The 16,795-nt window shown below is 64.2% G+C and carries 14 protein-coding genes and 1 pseudogene; 11 read left to right on the forward strand and 4 right to left on the reverse strand.

Annotation, left to right across the window (positions count from 1 at the left end):
* Positions 1–12 precede the first annotated feature (12 nt).
* Positions 13–1,332, reverse strand: coding sequence for a Na+/H+ antiporter family protein (locus ABI582_RS06835; RefSeq protein WP_019473295.1), 1,320 nt, complete (start codon positions 1,330–1,332; stop codon positions 13–15).
* 540 nt (positions 1,333–1,872) lie between these two features.
* On the opposite strand from ABI582_RS06835, the pseudogene ABI582_RS06840 reads away from it, so the two are divergent.
* From ABI582_RS06840 to ABI582_RS06875, 8 genes and pseudogenes are all read left to right on the forward strand, one after another.
* Positions 1,873–2,838: pseudogene (locus ABI582_RS06840) on the forward strand (HAMP domain-containing protein); the annotation flags it as partial.
* A gap of 102 nt (positions 2,839–2,940) precedes the next feature.
* A complete protein-coding gene (locus ABI582_RS06845; protein WP_370453613.1) occupies positions 2,941–3,696 on the forward strand; it encodes a methyl-accepting chemotaxis protein in 756 nt (251 codons plus the stop codon).
* 97 nt (positions 3,697–3,793) lie between these two features.
* The gene (locus ABI582_RS06850) at positions 3,794–4,810 is read left to right on the forward strand and encodes an ABC transporter substrate-binding protein (protein ID WP_442118751.1); all 1,017 of its coding nucleotides are present in this window, start codon (positions 3,794–3,796) and stop codon (positions 4,808–4,810) included.
* The gene (locus ABI582_RS06855) at positions 4,807–5,655 is read left to right on the forward strand and encodes an ABC transporter permease (protein WP_442118752.1); all 849 of its coding nucleotides are present in this window, start codon (positions 4,807–4,809) and stop codon (positions 5,653–5,655) included. The genes ABI582_RS06850 and ABI582_RS06855 overlap by 4 nt, the downstream gene beginning before the upstream one ends.
* A 154-nt stretch (positions 5,656–5,809) precedes the next feature.
* On the forward strand, positions 5,810–6,673 hold the full coding sequence (locus tag ABI582_RS06860) for a LysR family transcriptional regulator (protein ID WP_442118753.1): 864 nt from the start codon (positions 5,810–5,812) through the stop codon (positions 6,671–6,673).
* 235 nt (positions 6,674–6,908) lie between these two features.
* The gene (locus ABI582_RS06865; protein WP_442118754.1) at positions 6,909–7,826 is read left to right on the forward strand and encodes an AEC family transporter; all 918 of its coding nucleotides are present in this window, start codon (positions 6,909–6,911) and stop codon (positions 7,824–7,826) included.
* A 33-nt stretch (positions 7,827–7,859) separates the two neighbouring features.
* Entirely contained in the window at positions 7,860–8,471 is a 612-nt protein-coding gene (locus ABI582_RS06870; protein ID WP_442118755.1) for a cell wall hydrolase, read from the forward strand.
* A gap of 206 nt (positions 8,472–8,677) precedes the next feature.
* Complete coding sequence (locus ABI582_RS06875; RefSeq protein ID WP_442118756.1) at positions 8,678–9,529, forward strand: CAP domain-containing protein; 852 nt, start codon at positions 8,678–8,680, stop codon at positions 9,527–9,529.
* Positions 9,530–9,544: 15 nt separating this feature from the next.
* On the opposite strand, the gene ABI582_RS06880 is transcribed toward ABI582_RS06875, so the two are convergent.
* On the reverse strand, positions 9,545–10,519 hold the full coding sequence (locus ABI582_RS06880) for a GlxA family transcriptional regulator (RefSeq protein ID WP_442118757.1): 975 nt from the start codon (positions 10,517–10,519) through the stop codon (positions 9,545–9,547).
* Positions 10,520–10,622: 103 nt separating this feature from the next.
* Between ABI582_RS06880 and ABI582_RS06885 the strand changes: the two genes are divergently transcribed.
* Positions 10,623–11,234, forward strand: a complete 612-nt coding sequence (locus ABI582_RS06885; RefSeq protein ID WP_049272822.1) for a LysE family translocator — start codon at positions 10,623–10,625, stop codon at positions 11,232–11,234.
* Positions 11,235–11,390: 156 nt separating this feature from the next.
* Here ABI582_RS06885 and ABI582_RS06890 read toward each other — a convergent pair whose 3' ends face one another.
* Entirely contained in the window at positions 11,391–12,590 is a 1,200-nt protein-coding gene (locus ABI582_RS06890) for an MFS transporter (protein ID WP_442118758.1), read from the reverse strand.
* Between the two features lie 105 nt (positions 12,591–12,695).
* Positions 12,696–13,601: a LysR family transcriptional regulator gene (locus ABI582_RS06895; RefSeq protein ID WP_442118759.1), complete on the reverse strand. Its 906-nt coding sequence runs from the start codon at positions 13,599–13,601 to the stop codon at positions 12,696–12,698.
* A gap of 116 nt (positions 13,602–13,717) precedes the next feature.
* Here ABI582_RS06895 and ABI582_RS06900 point away from each other — a divergent pair, with 116 nt between their 5' ends.
* The gene (locus tag ABI582_RS06900) at positions 13,718–14,068 is read left to right on the forward strand and encodes a cupin (protein ID WP_258651917.1); all 351 of its coding nucleotides are present in this window, start codon (positions 13,718–13,720) and stop codon (positions 14,066–14,068) included.
* Positions 14,069–14,288: 220 nt separating this feature from the next.
* The gene (locus tag ABI582_RS06905; protein WP_442118760.1) at positions 14,289–16,706 is read left to right on the forward strand and encodes a glucose/quinate/shikimate family membrane-bound PQQ-dependent dehydrogenase; all 2,418 of its coding nucleotides are present in this window, start codon (positions 14,289–14,291) and stop codon (positions 16,704–16,706) included.
* The last annotated feature ends 89 nt before the right edge of the window (positions 16,707–16,795 follow it).

Here is a 16,795-nt window from a genome sequence, read left to right on the forward strand (position 1 = left end):
CACCCTCGCCCCTTACAACGTCATCGCCGCCACCCACCCAAACGCCAGCAATGGCAGGTTGTAGTGGATAAAGGTCGGTACCACGGTGTCCCAGATGTGGTGGTGCTGGCCATCCACGTTCAGGCCCGAGGTCGGGCCCAAGGTCGAGTCAGAGGCCGGCGAGCCTGCGTCACCCAAGGCACCGGCAGTACCGACGATGCACACTGTGGCCAGCGGGTCGAAGCCCAGCTGCACGCACAATGGCACAAAGATCGCGGCCAGGATCGGCACGGTGGAGAACGACGAGCCGATGCCCATGGTCACCAGCAGCCCGACCAACAGCATCAGCAAGGCACCGATACCCTTGCTGTGGTCGATCCACTGGGCCGAGGTTTCTACCAGGCTTTTCACCTCACCGGTGGCCTTCATCACGTCGGCAAAACCCGAGGCGGCAATCATGATGAAGCCGATCATGGCCATCATCTTCATGCCTTCGGTGAACAGATCGTCAGTGTCCTTCCACTTGACGATGCCTGACAGCGAGAAAATCAGGAAACCGACCATGGCGCCGATGATCATCGAGTCCAGCAACAACTGGACGATGAACGCTGCAGCAATCGCCAGCCCCGCCACCAGCAGCGTCAGCGGGTTGTACTGCACGCTCACCTGTTCCACCTGCTCGATGCGCGCCAGGTCGTAGTCCCGCTTCTTGCGGTAGCTGATGAACACCGCCAAAAGCAGGCCCGCCAACATACCTGCAGCCGGGATGGCCATGGCATGGGTGACGTTGACACCGCTCACGTCGACACCGGCACGGGCGACGTTGGCCAGCAGGATTTCGTTGAGGAAGATGTTGCCGAAGCCCACCGGCAGGAACATGTACGGGGTGATCAGGCCGAAGGTGATCACGCAGGCAATCAGCCGACGGTCAATGCGCAGGCGGGTCAGCACATACAGCAACGGCGGTACCAGCAGCGGAATGAAGGCGATATGGATGGGCAGGATGTTCTGCGACGACACCGCCACCACCAGCATCAGGCCGATCATCAGCCATTTGACCTTGCCGCCATTGGCGTGGCCCTGGCGATCGATCATGGCCAGTGCACGGTCAGCCAAGGCATGGGCCAGGCCCGACTTGGCAATGGCCACGGCGAAAGCGCCCAGCAGTGCGTAGGACAAGGCAACCGTGGCGCCACCGCCCAGGCCGCCGTTGAAGGCCTTAAGCGTGCCTTCGATGCCCAGGCCACCCACCAGCCCACCGACAAGGGCACCGATGATCAGGGCGATGACCACGTGCACGCGGGACAGGCTGAGTATCAGCATGATGCCGACCGCGGCGATCACTGCATTCATGGTTGGCTTACCTCATTACGACAGAAAAAAGCGCGCACTCTGAAGCAGCCGGCTGCAGATGTCAAAAGCGCCATGTTGCGGCGCGTTTCACAGAAGGCCGGATTTAAATTGAATGCTTGAATAAAGAAAAAATTGACTGGGCCGATAAGGTGTTGGGCTCCCCGCCCAACCCAGCCCCAAAGCCATAACCCTTAGTGCCCAAAAAAGGGATCCGCCCCCATGCCTTTGCGCCAACTTTCCATCCAGTGGAAGATCACCCTGCTCGCCGGCCTTTGCCTGGCCGGCATCGTCACCTTGCTCGTCGGCCTGTCGTTGTACCGCATGGACCACAGCTCGGACCTGGTCAAGGCCAGCAGCATGCAGATGCTGACCGAAGCGGCGCAATCGCGCATCGAGTCGCAGGGTGAAGTGCAAGCGCTGAACATCCGTCGCCAGTTCATGGACGCCTACCAGTACGGCGCCGGCTTCGCCCGCCAGGTGCTGTTCCTGCGCGAACAGGCAGAAAAGCGCTACCTCGACGCGTTTGACCTGCGTGAAGACATGACCCGCCAGGTGCGCACCGCCCTGCAGGCCAACCCCGACCTGCTCGGCCTGTCGCTGGTGTTCGAGCCCAACGCGCTGGACACCAAGGACAGCCTGTTCGCCGGCAAGGCAGAGCTGGGCAGCAACGAAACCGGGCGCTTTGCCCTGTACTGGTCGCAGCCGCGCGCCGGCCAGCTGACCGCCATGGCGCTGCCTGAACACGACATGGCCAACACCGAGATCGGCCCCAGCGGCCAGCCGGCCAACACCTGGTGGGTGTGCCCGCGTACCACCGGCAAGGTCTGCGTGGTAGAGCCCTACTTCTATGACATCGATGGCCAGCAGGTGCTGATGACCAGCATCGTCTTCCCGCTGGCGGTCAACGGCAAGACCATTGCCACCTTGTCCATCGACATCAACCTCAACAGCCTGCAGGCCCTGAGCCAGGAGGCCAGCCGCAGCCTGTACGAGGGCCGCACCACGGTCGGCATCCTCAGCCCGGTCGGCCTGCTGGCGGGCTATAGCGCCGATGCCAGCAAGCTGGCCCAGCACTTCGACCAGGTGGACTCGGCCAAGGGCGCCGAACTGGTACGCAAGCTGGCCGATGGCAAGATGACCATCCTGCACGACCAGCAGCGCCTGAAAGTGCTGGCCGCGTTCCGGCCGATCCCCGACGCGCAACCCTGGGGCGTACTGCTGGACGTGCCGGAAAATGCCCTGACCGGGCCTGCCGAAACACTGAAGCAGGAACTGGACGCGCTGAACACCAGTGGTACCCTGCTGGAGCTGGGCCTGGGCCTGGCGGCAGCCATTGCCGGCCTGCTGATGGTGTGGCTGATGGCCCGCGGCGTTACCCGGCCGATCCTCGGCGTGGCCGCCATGCTCAAGGACATTGCCAGCGGCGAAGGCGACCTGACCCGCCGCCTGACCTATCAGAAGCAGGACGAGCTGGGTGAACTGGCCGGCTGGTTCAACCGCTTCCTCGACAAGTTGCAGCCGACCATCGCCGAGGTCAAACGCTCGGTGCAGGCTGCACGAGGCACCGCCGACCAGTCCTCGGCAATTGCCACGCAAACCAGCGCCGGCATGGAGCAGCAATACCGCCAGGTCGACCAGGTGGCCACGGCCTCGCACGAAATGAGCGCTACGGCCCAGGACGTGGCGCGCAGTGCTTCGCAGGCTGCCCAGGCCGCTCGTGATGCCGACCAGGCCACCCGCGAAGGCCTCGCAGTCATCGACCGCACCACCCAAAGCATCGATGCCCTGGCCGCCGACATGAGCAACGCCATGGCCGAAGTCGAAGGCCTGGCGCAGAACAGCGAAAAGATCGGTTCGGTGCTGGAAGTGATCCGCTCGATTGCCGAACAGACCAACCTGCTGGCGCTCAACGCCGCCATCGAGGCAGCCCGCGCGGGTGAAGCCGGCCGTGGCTTTGCCGTGGTTGCCGATGAAGTACGCAACCTGGCCCGACGCACCCAGGAGTCGGTGGAAGAAACCCGCCAGGTGATCGAGGCCTTGCAAGACGGCACCCGCGAAGTGGTCGGTGCCATGGACAACAGCCACCGTCAGGCCCAGGGCGGTGTCGAACAGGTTGGCCAGGCTGTGACTGCGTTGCAGCGTATCGGCCAGGCGGTGACGGTGATCACCGACATGAACCTGCAGATCGCCTCGGCCGCCGAAGAGCAAAGCGCGGTGGCCGAAGAGATCAACAGCAACGTGGCAACCATCCGCGATGTCACCGAATCGCTGTCGGGGCAGGCCAACGAGTCGGCGCGTGTCAGCCAGTCCCTGAACAGCCTGGCCAACCAGCAGCAGGCGCTGATGGACCAGTTCCGCGTCTGAGGCAAACGGGGCCGCCCCGCGCGGCCCTGAGCCCCGCCAACACCTCGTCGTCTACACTTGCCCCCACCCCCAAGGCGCGGCAAACGACGAGGTCTGGATGAACAAGTTTTCAACGCTGCTGGCCGGCCTGATGCTGGCCGTAGGCCTGGCCAACACCCACAACGCTGTATCGGCAGAGCAACGCCCACCGATCCATTTCGGTGCCATCGGCTGGGAAAGCGGTGCCCTCACCACCGAAATCCTGCGGCTGATCGTGGAGCGCGGGTATGGCTACACCACCGATACCCTCCCCGGCAGCACCGTCAGCATGGAAGTGGCCCTGGCCCGCAACGACCTCCAGGTGATCGCCGAAGAGTGGGCCGGACGCAGCCCTGCCTGGGTCAAGGCTGAGCAGGCAGGCCAGGTATTCGCACTGGGCGACACGGTCAAGCATGCAGAAGAAGGCTGGTGGGTACCCGCGTACGTGATCGAAGGCGACGCTGCTCGCAAGTTGAAGCCTTTGGCGCCCGACCTACGCAGCGTCGAAGACCTCAAGCGCTACCCGCAGGTATTTCGTGACCCCGAGTCACCCGACAAGGGCCGTTTTCTGAACAGCCCCAGCGGCTGGACATCGGAAACGGTCAACAGCCAGAAACTCAAGGCGTATGGCCTGGATGAGCTGTACACCAACTTCCGCAGTGGCTCCGGTGCGGCGATGGATGCCGAAATCGGCTCGGCCATCCGCCGTGGCCAGCCGGTGCTGTTCTATTACTGGAACCCGACCCCGCTGATGGGGCGATACAAACTCATCCGCCTGCAAGAGCCAGCGTTCGATGCCGAGGCGTGGGCCACGCTGACCGATGCCGGAAACCCCAGCCCGAAGGGTAGCCGCTCACTGCCCGCGAAGCTGTCGATTGGTGTATCGAAGGCCTTCCGTGATGGCTACCCGGACCTGGTCGCGGTGTTCGAGCAGGTCGACCTGCCGATCGATCGGCTCAACAAGGCGCTGGCCGTCATGAGCGAAAAACGCACGCCACCGCGCGAGGCCGCCCTCACCTTCCTGCGTGACAACCCAGAGGTGTGGAAAGCCTGGCTGCCTGCCGAGGTTGCCACCAAGGTCGAGGGCAGCCTGTGAGCAACGGCTTTCCCCAAGCCCTGCAGTTTTCTTTCGCTGACAGCGTAAACAGGCTGGTCGACTGGCTGGTGCTGAATTACGGCGATCACTTGCGCGCGGTCTCTGATCAGCTGCTGCAACTGCTGGTCGGCCTGGAGAACCTGCTGCGCCTGCTGCCCTGGTGGTTGCTGTTGCTACTGGTTGGCCTGCTTGCCTGGCACGCCAGCCGCAGCCTGCTGCGCAGCGCGGTGCTGGTGGCGCTGCTGGCCTTGATCGGGATGCTCGGGCTGTGGGACAAGCTGCTGCAAACCCTGGCCCTGGTACTGGTGAGTACCGGGTTGTGCGTACTGGTGGGCGTGCCGCTGGGCATATTGCTCGCTTCCCGGCCACTGGCCAGGCGGCTACTGTTACCGGTACTGGATGTGATGCAGACGCTGCCGGCCTTCGTTTACCTGATCCCGGTGCTGATGCTGTTCGGCCTGGGCAAAGTACCCGCCGTGTTCGCCACGCTGATCTACGCCCTGCCGCCGCTGGTGCGGTTGACCGAACTGGGCCTGAGCCAGATCGACCCTTCGCTGCTGCAGGCCGCACACGGCCTCGGGGCCAGCCGTTGGCAGCGGTTGCGGCGCATTGCCCTGCCGCTAGCGCTGCCAAGCATCATGGCCGGGCTCAACCAGTCGGTAATGATGGCCTTGTCGATGGTGGTGGTGGCGTCGATGATCGGCGCCCGCGGGTTGGGTGAAGATGTGCTGGCGGGCATCCAGACCTTGAATGTCGGCCAGGGTGTGGAGGCCGGGCTGGCGATCGTCGCCCTGGCCATGGTGATCGACCGGATCAGCCAGGCGTATGGGCGTATTGAGCGCTGAACAATGTTGCCTGTACCGGCCCTATCGCCGGCAAGCCAGCTCCCACAGGGTCAGCACAATGGCCGCTGCCTGTGGAGTACCTGAGCTGGCTTGCCGGCGACAGGGCCGGGCCTGACAATACTGCCCTGTCAGCTTGTAACCGGACCTTCTCCGCATGTCTCTCAAAGCCTTGCGCACCCTGGTAACCATCGCCCGCCACGGCACCTTCGCGCGTGCCGCCGACCTGCTCAGCCTCACCCCTTCGGCGGTGAGCCTGCACATCAAGACCCTTGAAGACGAGTTGCAGGTCACCTTGTTCGACCGCAGCCGCAGGCAGGTGGTGCTGACCGAAGCAGGCCAGTTGGCGGTGGCCCGCGCCGAGAGCATCCTGGCTGCCTACGACGAACTGGCCGACGCTGTGGCCAGCGGCCCGAGCCTGCGCGGCCGCCTGCGTCTGGGGGCGATTCATACCGTGCTGGCGCGGCGCTTGCCCAAGGCGCTGGTATGGATCAAGGCCAACCACCCACAGTTGCACATCAGCGTGGCCTCGGGCATGTCGGCGGAGCTGGCACGCCGGGTGGAAGACGGTGAACTGGACGCGGCGATCACCACCGAGCCGGTCAGCCCGTACCCACAAAGCCTGGATTTCACGCCGCTGTTCGAGGACCGCTTCTGGGCCATCGCCAGCCCCGAACTGGCCGGGTACAGCGTGCCGGAGCTGCTCGCCAGTCAACCTTTCTTGCGCTTCGACAAGCGCGCGTGGGCCGGGCGGCAGATCGAGCAGGAACTGCGCCGCCAGCATTTGCAAGTGAGCGAGCAGATGGAACTGGACAGCCAGGAAGCGCTGGCAAGCATGGCCGTCATGGGCCTGGGCGTGGCGATCATCCCCATGGCAGACGACGACCTGAAACGCCTTCCCCCGGCCACCTGCCTGCCGTTTGGCGAACCGCAACTGACCCGGCGGGTGGTGTTGCTGGAGCATGAGAAAAGCCAACGGCGGCATTTAAGTGCGGTGTTGAAGACTGCGCTTGATGCGTAGTTGCAATTAGTGACTGTCCTGGCGGGATCTCTGTGGGAGCGGGCGTGCCCGCGAACACCGGCGCAGCCGGTGCCATCCATCGCGTTGGATTCTTCGCGGGCACGCCCGCTCCCACAGAGACCGCGTAATGCCTAAACCATGCATTTTTTCTCAACAGTCAGTGCAGAAAACAACGTTTTTACAAACCATTGCGCACCCGTAGTCTGTGCCCGTACCCGACCACGGAACGTCGACCATGCTTCACTTGCTGCTGACCACCCTGCTACCGATCATCCTGCTGATCACCCTGGGTATTTTCCTGCGCCTGCGCGGCTTTCTGGCCGAGAGTTTCTGGCCTGGCGCCGAGCGCCTGAGCTACTACGTACTGCTGCCCTCGCTGTTCCTGCACGGCCTGGCCACCGCCAACCTCGATGGCGTACCGGTGATGGGCATGGTCGGCGTGCTGATGCTCTCGACCCTGGCCGGCGCCGTGCTGCTGGTGCTGTACCAGGGCGCGATCAACCACGACGGCGCAGACTTCACCTCGGTGTTTCAGGGCGGTATCCGCTTCAACAACTACATAGGCGCTACCCTGGCCGCCGGCATCTATGGCAGCGCCGGCATCGCCCTTGCAGCGGTGGCCAACGCCGCCATCGTGCCCTTGGTCAACCTGCTCTGCGTACTGGTGTTCGCCCGTTTCAGCGCCCGCCACAGCTCACCGGTCACCGTGGTGCGGGCAATCTTCGCCAACCCATTGATTGTCGGCTGTGCCGGCGGCCTGCTGCTGCGGGTAACGGGGCTGGGCTTGCCGCCGGGCATCGAACCCACGGTCAAGGCACTGGGCCAGGCCGCCCTGCCAATGGGCCTGCTATGTGTGGGCGCAGCGCTGGGTGGGGCCAGCCCGGGCCAGCAGGTACGCCCGCTAATGGCGGCGTCGGCATTCAAGTTCCTGGTCATGCCCTTGACCACCTGGGGCCTGTGCCGCGTGCTGGGCCTGAGTGGCCAGGCAGCCGTGGTTGCGGTGCTGTTCCAGGCCCTGCCCACCGCTTCGTCCTCCTATGTGATGGCCAGGCAAATGGGTGGCAACGCCCCCTTGATGGCCACCATCATTGCCCTGCAGACCGTAGCCGCCGCTGCGACCCTGCCTTTGGTATTAATGCTTACGCTTGGCTAGACTGGCAATTAGCCCCCATTCGGAAGCTTTGCCATGCGCGCTGCCTGGATTGTGATTGGCTTGACCTCGGCCCTGCTCGCAGGCCCCTTGCAGGCTGCCGACACGGTCAAGGCCGCAGTGGCTGAAGACAAAGCCGAAGTGTTGGAAGAAAAGGTGGCCAACGATGCCCCACCGCCGAAAAAGACAGAAAAACTGACCTCCAGCGAAGCCCAGGCAGTCGACCCGGCCGGCCAGGCGCCACTGGACGACAGCATCACCTGCCTGGCCCGTACCATCTACTGGGAAGCCAAGGGCGCCGATGCCGAAGACATGTCAGCCGTGGCCAGCGTGGTGCTCAACCGCCTGGGCCATGATGGCTTCCCCGACACCATCTGCGGCGTGGTCAAGCAGGGCGTGGAGACCAAGGCCTGCCAGTTTTCCTGGTGGTGTGACGGGCGCCCGGACCAGGTCGAGGAAGCGCAACGCTACGATGTGGCCAAGGAGATTGCCCGCAAGGCGCTCAACCAACAATTGAAAGACCCCACCGGCGGCGCGCTGTACTTCCACGATCGCACGGTACATCCCGACTGGGCCAAGGCATACCGCAAGACTTCGCAGACCACGCACTTCCTGTTCTACAAGCCGAACCCGGCGTTGGCCCGTTGATACCGAAACAGCTGAAAGCGCCAGCTCGATACGAATGATTAGCAACTCATCGCACTTTTCCGGCGACCACTGGTCTACTCCCTCTTTTGCCGGCAGTAACGATTGCCGGCATTTTCATTGCTTTGCACCAGCTAGGGCCAAAAGCCCCGGGCTTGTGTAGGATGAGCAGCGCATACCACGACGCTGCCAGTCATAGGGAGATCCACATGCGCGTCCTGCCATCCGTTGCCGCCTTGTCGCTGGGCCTGGTTGTCTCGACCGGGGCACTGGCTGTTACCGGCGAAGAGGCGCAACTGATCGATTCGATCAATGTCTACCGCAGCAAGGCCCAGCCCTGCGGTGGCGAGGCGTCGCTGGAGCTGCCACCGCTTAACAGCGACACCCGTCTGGCGCTGTCGCCAGAGGGCACCCGTGACCTGCAGCAGGCCATGACCCGCGCCGCCTACCCCATGGTCAACGTCCAGGCCATCAGCCTGTCTGGCCCTCGCGATGCGCGCGCGGCCATGCACGCCATCGAAGAAAGCTTTTGCCAGGTGGTGCTCGACCCGCAGTTCGTCGATATCGGCGTCAGCCAGGAGGGCCGCGACTGGCGTATCGTGCTGGCCCGACCGCTGCTCAGCGGCCGTCTGGGCGACTGGCAGGCCGAGGGGCAGAAGGTATTGCAAGAGATCAACGCTGCGCGCAAGGTGCCGCGCCAATGCGGCGGCCAACCGTTCGCCGCAGCCCCCGCACTGAACTGGAGCACGGCACTGGCCGGGGTCGCCGCCAACCATACGCGAGCCATGGCCAACCAGAACTTCTTCGACCACATCGACAAGGATGGCCGCACCCCTGGTGACCGGGCGGAGCTGGCCGGCTACCTGTATCAGCAAATCGGCGAAAACATTGCCGCCGGGCGTGACAGCGCGCACAAGGTGGTTGATGGCTGGCTGCAGAGCCCAGGGCATTGCGCCACGTTGATGAACCCGGACTTCCGTGAGCTGGGTGCCGCCTATGCGGTGGACCCGAAAAGCGATGCAGGGATTTACTGGACCGGCTTGTTCGGCACACCGCAGTAAGCGCTGCGCCGAGTTTCAGCCTGGGTGATTGGCTGCCCGCATCGCCAAGGCCGTGCAGCCAAACCGCCGCCGCACACATTTACCCAGGTAACTGGCATCGCCCAGCCCCACCTCATCGGCAATCTGCGCCAGGCTGTGGCTTGAGTTGAGCAAGCGCCAGCGCGCCTGCTGCAGGCGCATTTCCAGCCACCAGGCCTTGGCACTCATGCCGTGGCTGGCGTGGAACTGCCGGTCCAGCTGGCGCCGGCTGATGCCCAGTTCAGCGGCCAGTTGCTCGACCGCCAGCGGGGTGCCCAGGTGGTGACGCATCAGGGCCTGTGCCCGCTGCACCTGGCGCCCCTGGCCGGCGCCCAGCTCCAGCGAGCGCAAGGCATGACGGCTGTCGCGGGTTTCGTCCACCAGCATGTCGGCCAGCCCTTTGAGCGCCCGGGTTCGCCCACAGGCTTGTGACAACAGCGCCACCGCCAGGTCGATGGCCGCCGTGCCGCCAGCACAGGTGATGCGGTTTGCGTCGATGCAATACAGTTGATCGCGCAGCACCTGCAACTGTGGGAACGCTGCGCGAAACTCGGCTTCGTGACGCCAGTGCACGACCACCTTGTGCCCCCGTAACAACCCACATGCGGCCAACAGGAAAGCGCCATTGTCGACCCCTACAAGCTTGACCCCGGCTTTGCCGGCCTGCCTGAGCAAGGTTTGGTAGCGCGGCGCCAGCGCAGCTGTAGCCATGGCGTTGCGCCCGCCGAACACCACCAGGTAGTCGAAACTGGCCAGTTCCAGCTGGCCGGCCACCGCCTCGACCTGCACCACTGCACCGCTGCTCGACGGTACCGGGTCGAGCGTGAGCCCTGCCACGGTCCAGCTGCAATAGCGCTGCTGGCTGTAGTCTTCGTCGTCGGCGCTGAAGCGCAATTTGTCGAGAAAGCCGCCGAATGGCAGCAGGGCGAAATCCGGTAACGGCAAGATCAGCAGGCGGATATCAGGCAACATGGCATTGCGTCCAGAAACAACTATTCAATGTCCAGATCATACCCTTGCTGACCGGGCGCCGCGCCCTAGACTGGCACTCTTCAAATCAACAAGGCGTTGCACCATGGCACTCGACACCTGGCTCATCTACCTGCTGGCCAGCATCGGCCTGTCGCTGACACCAGGCCCCAACAGCCTCCTGGCACTGACCCATGGCGCCCTGTATGGCGCCCGCCGTACGTTGTTCACCATTGTTGGCGGCGTGTTCGGCTTCAGCGCGCTTATCGCCCTGGCCATGTTCGGCCTCAGCGCGTTGCTGCAAACCTCGGCTTCGGTGTTGAGCGTGCTCAAGTGGGTGGGCGGCGCTTACCTGGTCTGGCTGGGTATCCAGCTGTGGCGCAGCCCGGGCCTGCACCTGGAATTGACCGAGCGCAGTGCACGCCTCGGCAATGCGGGTTTGTTCCGCCAAGGCTTGTTGTCGGCCATGGCCAACCCCAAAGTGCTGCTGTTCTATGGTGCCTTCCTGCCACAATTCATCGACCCGCAACGCGGGCTGATGCTGCAGTTCGTAGTGATGGCGGCGACCTTTGCCAGTGTGGAGTTTCTGGTCGAGTATGTGCTGGCCCGCCTGGCGTTTCGCATCCGGCCGTGGCTGGCCAAGGGTGGTAAAGGCTTCAATCGCTGCTGCGGCAGCCTGTTTGCCTTGATTGGCGTGGCGCTGCCGCTTGGCCGATAGCACCTGGACAGATATGCACGGTCTTTTTAGGAGCGGCCTTGCGTCGCGATAGGGGTGCGAAGCGCCCCCGAAATTCTCGGCATCATGCACAATCGCCGGGGCCGCGTTGCGGCCCTATCGCGACGCAAGGCCGCTCCTACAGGGACCGCATACCGGTCAGGATCGGGGAGCTTTGGCCATAAAAGCGATCAATGCCAGGCCGGGCAACCCTGCCCCCACCAGCGCCACACCTTGCCAGCCAAACTGGCTAAACAACGCACTGGCCACCGCCGACCCCAGCGCCCCACCCAGGAAGATGCTGGTCATGTACACCGCGTTCAACCGCCCGCGGCTGGCCGGGTCCAGTGCATACACTTCGCGCTGGCCGATGACCATGTTCATTTGCACCGCAAAGTCCAGCAGCACGCCGGTCAGGCCCAGGCCGATCACGCTGTAGCCCGGCGCCGTCAAGCCCAGCAACAAGGCCGCCGGGGCCAGTAGCAGCGCCAGCAGCGAGCCGGCCCGTGCATGCCCGGCATCTGCCAGGCGGCCAGCCAAGGGCGCGGCAACGGCGCCCACCGCGCCCACCAGGGCGAACAGGGCGATCTGGCTTTGCGACAGGCTGTGCTCACCCGCCAGCGCCATGGGCACCGCCGTCCAGTAAAGGCTGAACGCTGCGAACATCAGTGCCTGGTACAACGAGCGCTGGCGCAACAGCGGATAGCGGCGCAACAGTGTGAGCAACGACAGCATCAACCCGGCATAGCTGGCCTTGTGCTCAGGCCGCCGCTGCGGCAGGGTCAGGGCCAGCAGCATGATGATCGCCAGCATCACTCCGGCAGCGCCAATGAACACCGCCCGCCAGCCGAAGTGGTCGGCCACCAGGCTGGACAACGGCCGCGCCAGCAGGATACCCAGCAACAACCCGCCCATGATGTTGCCGACCACCCGGCCCCGCTGCTGCTCAGGCGCCAGGTGCGCCGCCAGCGGAATGAGCATCTGCACAGCCACCGAGCTGAACCCGATCAACAGCGCATAGCCCAGGAACAGCTGGCCCTGGCCGCTGCTGCTGGTCCCTGCCAGCAGCAGGCTGACACACGCCAGCACAGCGGTGGCGACCATCAAGCGGCGGTTCTCCAGCAAATCAGCCAGCGGCACCAGCAACAGCAGGCCCAGGGCATAACCCAACTGAGTGAGTGAAACAATCAGGCTGGCGTGCTCGGTGGACAGCCCCAGGTCCGGTGCGATCAAACCGACGATGGGCTGGGCGTAGTAGATGTTGGCCACGATCGCGCCGCAGCAGAACGCCAGCAGCACGACCAGTGCCCGGCTCAGGCCGTTGGCTGCAGGTTGCGCGGCGGCAAGGGAGGGATTCATGCGAGGTTCCTCGACAAGGGGTGGAATATGCCGCCTACCTTAACCAGACGCGTCAATGCCGGGAATCCAGCCCTGGCGCAACGCGCTTTTGCGCACAGCGCAACGCTAGCGGTGCCGGCCTAACAAACCTTCGCAAAAATCGATAAACGCATTCACCCGCCGCGAACCACGGTGGTTGGGCAGATACAGGGCGTTGATGCTGTCATTGGCCGTGCCAGGGCTGGCCCGCCAGCCTGGGAACACCCGCAGCAGGCGCCCGGCCAGCACATCCTCGCGCACCAGCCAGTCGGCCAGCAGCGCGATGCCAGTGCCCGCCAGTGCGGCTTCGCGCAACATGTCGGCATTGGCGCTGCGCAGCGGCCCGCTTACGTTCAACTCCAGGCTTTCCTGGCCAAGCACCAGGCGCCAGGGGCGCGCTTTCTGCCCGTAGCGAAAACGCAGGCAGGCGTGCTCCAGCAACTGCCGGGGGTGCTGCAGCGTATCTCGCCCGGCCAGGTAAGCCGGGCTGGCCACCAGCCAACGCTCGAAGCGGCCGAGCTGGCGACACACCAATTCGTCATTGGCCGACGGGTCGCCCAGGCGAATCGACAGGTCATAGCGCCCGTCCAGCAGGTCATCCAGGCGGTCGCTGAGGTCGATGTCCAGCTCCAGCGCCGGGTGCCGCGCCAGAAACGGCCCCAGGTGCGGGGCGATGACCCGCCTGCCGAACTCCACCGGCAGGCACAGGCGCAACACGCCGACAGGCTCCTCGCCACGGTCGGCAACACTGGCATCGGCCTCGTCCAGCGCCTCGAAAATGCCCCGCGCACGCTCATAGTAACGGGCGCCGGCTTCGGTCAGGCTGACCTGGCGAGTCGAGCGGTTGAGCAACGTGGTGCCCAGCGCCGTTTCCAGCGCATCAACCAGGCGCGTTACCGACGAAGTCGCCAGCCCAAGCCTGCGCGCAGCGGCAGAAAAGCCTTGGGCATCGACAGTGGCCACGAACATCTGCATCGCCAGGAGTTTGTCCATTTGCTGCCCGTCATCCAAATCTCGGAAAGGTCTTACAAACAGCGGGGCGGGTCAAGAAGCGCGCTGCAGGGTAATAGCGTCCATAGTGGTAACACACCTTCAAAGCGAGGCTTTCCATGACACCAAATAACCTGCTGACTGCCCTGCCACCCTGCGACCCCACCCGTGCCGAACGTGTCGACGAGCTGCTCAGCCGCCCTGGCGTGCGTGTGGAGCGTATTGTCTCGAGCGGCCAGGCCAGCCCGCCCGGTTTCTGGTACGACCAGGCCGAAGGCGAGTGGATCGTGCTGCTCAGCGGTGCCGCCGGCCTGCGTTTCGAGCACGAGCACCACACCCGTTTGCTGGCGCCGGGCGATTGCCTGGACATCCCGCCCCACTACCGCCACCGCGTGGAGTGGACCGCCCCCGGCACAGCCACCATCTGGCTGGCAGTGTTCTACACCAGCTCCACCCCGTGGCCAGCGTGATACCTGGCCACTTTTGTACTCGACCAAAGTATGGATGCATATTACATAACGCGCATGAACACCCCGTTTAATGCATTTTTCAGCGCCTGATCTACACTTTTAGCCACACCATCGCGCGATCAGCCCTGCGACAATCAGCCTCATAAAATTATGTACCAACTTGTTAATTAGCAAGCTAAGGGCTTAGACTGCGCGCATTCCACCTGCTGAGATCCCTGGCATGAACGAAACACCGCGCGCTTCTGGCGCCACAAACATCATCCTGATCGGCCTGGGCGTGATCATCGCCCTGCTCGGCCTCCTCCTGGCTGCTGGCGGCATCAAGCTGGCCGGCCTGGGCGGTTCCTTGTACTTCCTGATCGGCGGCTTGGCCATGGCCATCGCCGGTGTCCTTGTCGCCTGCCGCAAGAAGGCCGGTGCCTGGCTGTACGCAGCGTTTCTGATCGGTACCGCGATCTGGGCGCTGATCGATACTGGCTTGGTGTTCTGGCCGCTGTTCTCGCGCCTGTTCATGTTTGCCGCGATCGGCATGGTGGTGGCACTGGTCTACCCGCTGCTGGCCCGTGCCAACGGCGCCAGTGCCGGCCGCGGTGCCTACGGCATTGCCGGGGTGATGGCCGTGGCACTGGTGATCGCCGCCGGCAACATGTTCGTCGCCCACCCAAGCGTCGCCCCTACCGGCAAAGGCCCGGGCATGACCCCGGTCGAGGCTGGCAAAGAGCAGAAGGACTGGGCCCACTACGGCAACACCGAAGGTGGCAGCCGCTTCGCCGCGCTGGACCAGATCAACCGCGACAACGTGAACAAGCTGAAGGTGGCGTGGACCTACCACACCGGTGACGTGGCCATCAGCGACGGCAACGGTGCCGAGGACCAGCTGACCCCGTTGCAGATCGGCAACAAGGTGTTCATCTGCACCCCGCACAACAACCTGATCGCCCTCGATGCCGATACCGGCAAAGAGCTGTGGAAAAACGAAATCAACGCCCAGTCCAAGGTCTGGCAGCGTTGCCGTGGCATGGCCTATTTCGACGCCACTGCAGCCATCGCCCAGCCGACCCAGCGGAACAGCTCGCCGGTCGCCGGCGGTAGCGTGCCGGCCGGTGCCAACTGCCAGCGTCGTCTGCTGACCAACACCATCGATGGCCGCCTGATTGCCGTCGACGCCGACAATGGCGAGTTCTGCCAGGGCTTTGGCAACAACGGCCAGGTCAACCTGATGACCGGCCTGGGCAATGTGCCGGACTCCTATTACCAGCTGTCCTCCGCACCGCTGATGGCCGGTACCACCGTGGTGGTCGGCGGCCGTGTTGCCGACAACGTCCAGACCGACATGCCAGGCGGCGTAATCCGTGGTTTCGACGTCATCACCGGTGAAATGCGCTGGGCCTTCGACCCGGGCAATCCGGAAGATCGCCAGGCACCGCAGGGCGACGGCACCTATGTGCGCAGTACCCCGAACAGCTGGGCGCCGATGTCCTACGACCCGGCGATGAACACCGTGTTCCTGCCGATGGGTTCGTCGTCCACCGACATCTACGGTGTAGAGCGCAGCAAGCTGGACCACACCTACGGCGCTTCGGTGCTGGCCCTGGACGCCACCACCGGCAACCAGAAGTGGGTGTTCCAGACCGTGCACAACGACCTGTGGGACTTCGACCTGCCGATGCAGCCGAGCCTGATCGACTTTACCAAGGACGACGGCCAGTCGGTTCCTGCGGTGGTGATCGGCACCAAGGCCGGGCAGATCTACGTGCTCGACCGTGCCACCGGCAAGCCGCTGACCCAGGTCGACGAAGTACCGGTCAAACCAAGCAACATCCCGAACGAGCCATACTCCCCAACCCAGCCGAAGTCGGTGGGCATGCCGCAGATCGGCGCGCAAACCCTGACCGAGTCGGACATGTGGGGCGCCACCCCGTATGACCAGCTGCTGTGCCGCATCGACTTCAAGAAAATGCGCTACGACGGCCTGTACACCGCGCCGGGCACCGACCTGTCGCTGAGCTTCCCGGGTTCGCTGGGTGGCATGAACTGGGGCAGCATTTCTACCGACCCGGTACATGGCTTCATCTTCGTCAACGACATGCGTCTGGGCCTGTGGATCCAGATGATTCCGTCGCAGAACAAAGGCGGTGCCGCTTCCGGTGGCGAAGCGCTGAACACCGGCATGGGCGCAGTACCGCTCAAGGGCACCCCGTATGCGGTGAACAAGAACCGCTTCCTGTCGGTAGCCGGCATCCCGTGCCAGGCACCACCGTTCGGCACCCTGACCGCCATCGACATGAAGACCCGCCAGGTGGCCTGGCAAGTACCGGTAGGCACCGTTGAAGACACCGGCCCGCTCGGTATCCGCATGCACCTGCCGATCAAGATTGGCCTGCCAACCCTGGGCGGCACCCTGTCGACCCAAGGCGGCCTGGTGTTCATCGCCGGCACCCAGGACTTCTACCTGCGCGCCTACGACAGCAGCAACGGTAACGAAATCTGGAAGGCTCGCCTGCCAGTGGGCAGCCAGGGCGGCCCGATGACCTATGTTTCGCCGAAGACCGGCAAGCAGTACGTGGTCATCACTGCTGGCGGCGCCCGCCAGTCGACTGACCGCGGCGACTACGTGATTTCTTACGCCTTGCCGTAAGAGCGCGTCGCCCCCTTCGCGGGTGAACCCGCTCCCACAAGGTCAGCACTGGCCATGCGGGCGCGGGTTCATCCGTGAATGGCCCTGAA

It is taken from the genome of Pseudomonas sp. SAS7, from assembly GCF_052112345.1.
Classification (GTDB): domain Bacteria; phylum Pseudomonadota; class Gammaproteobacteria; order Pseudomonadales; family Pseudomonadaceae; genus Aquipseudomonas; species Aquipseudomonas putida_Q.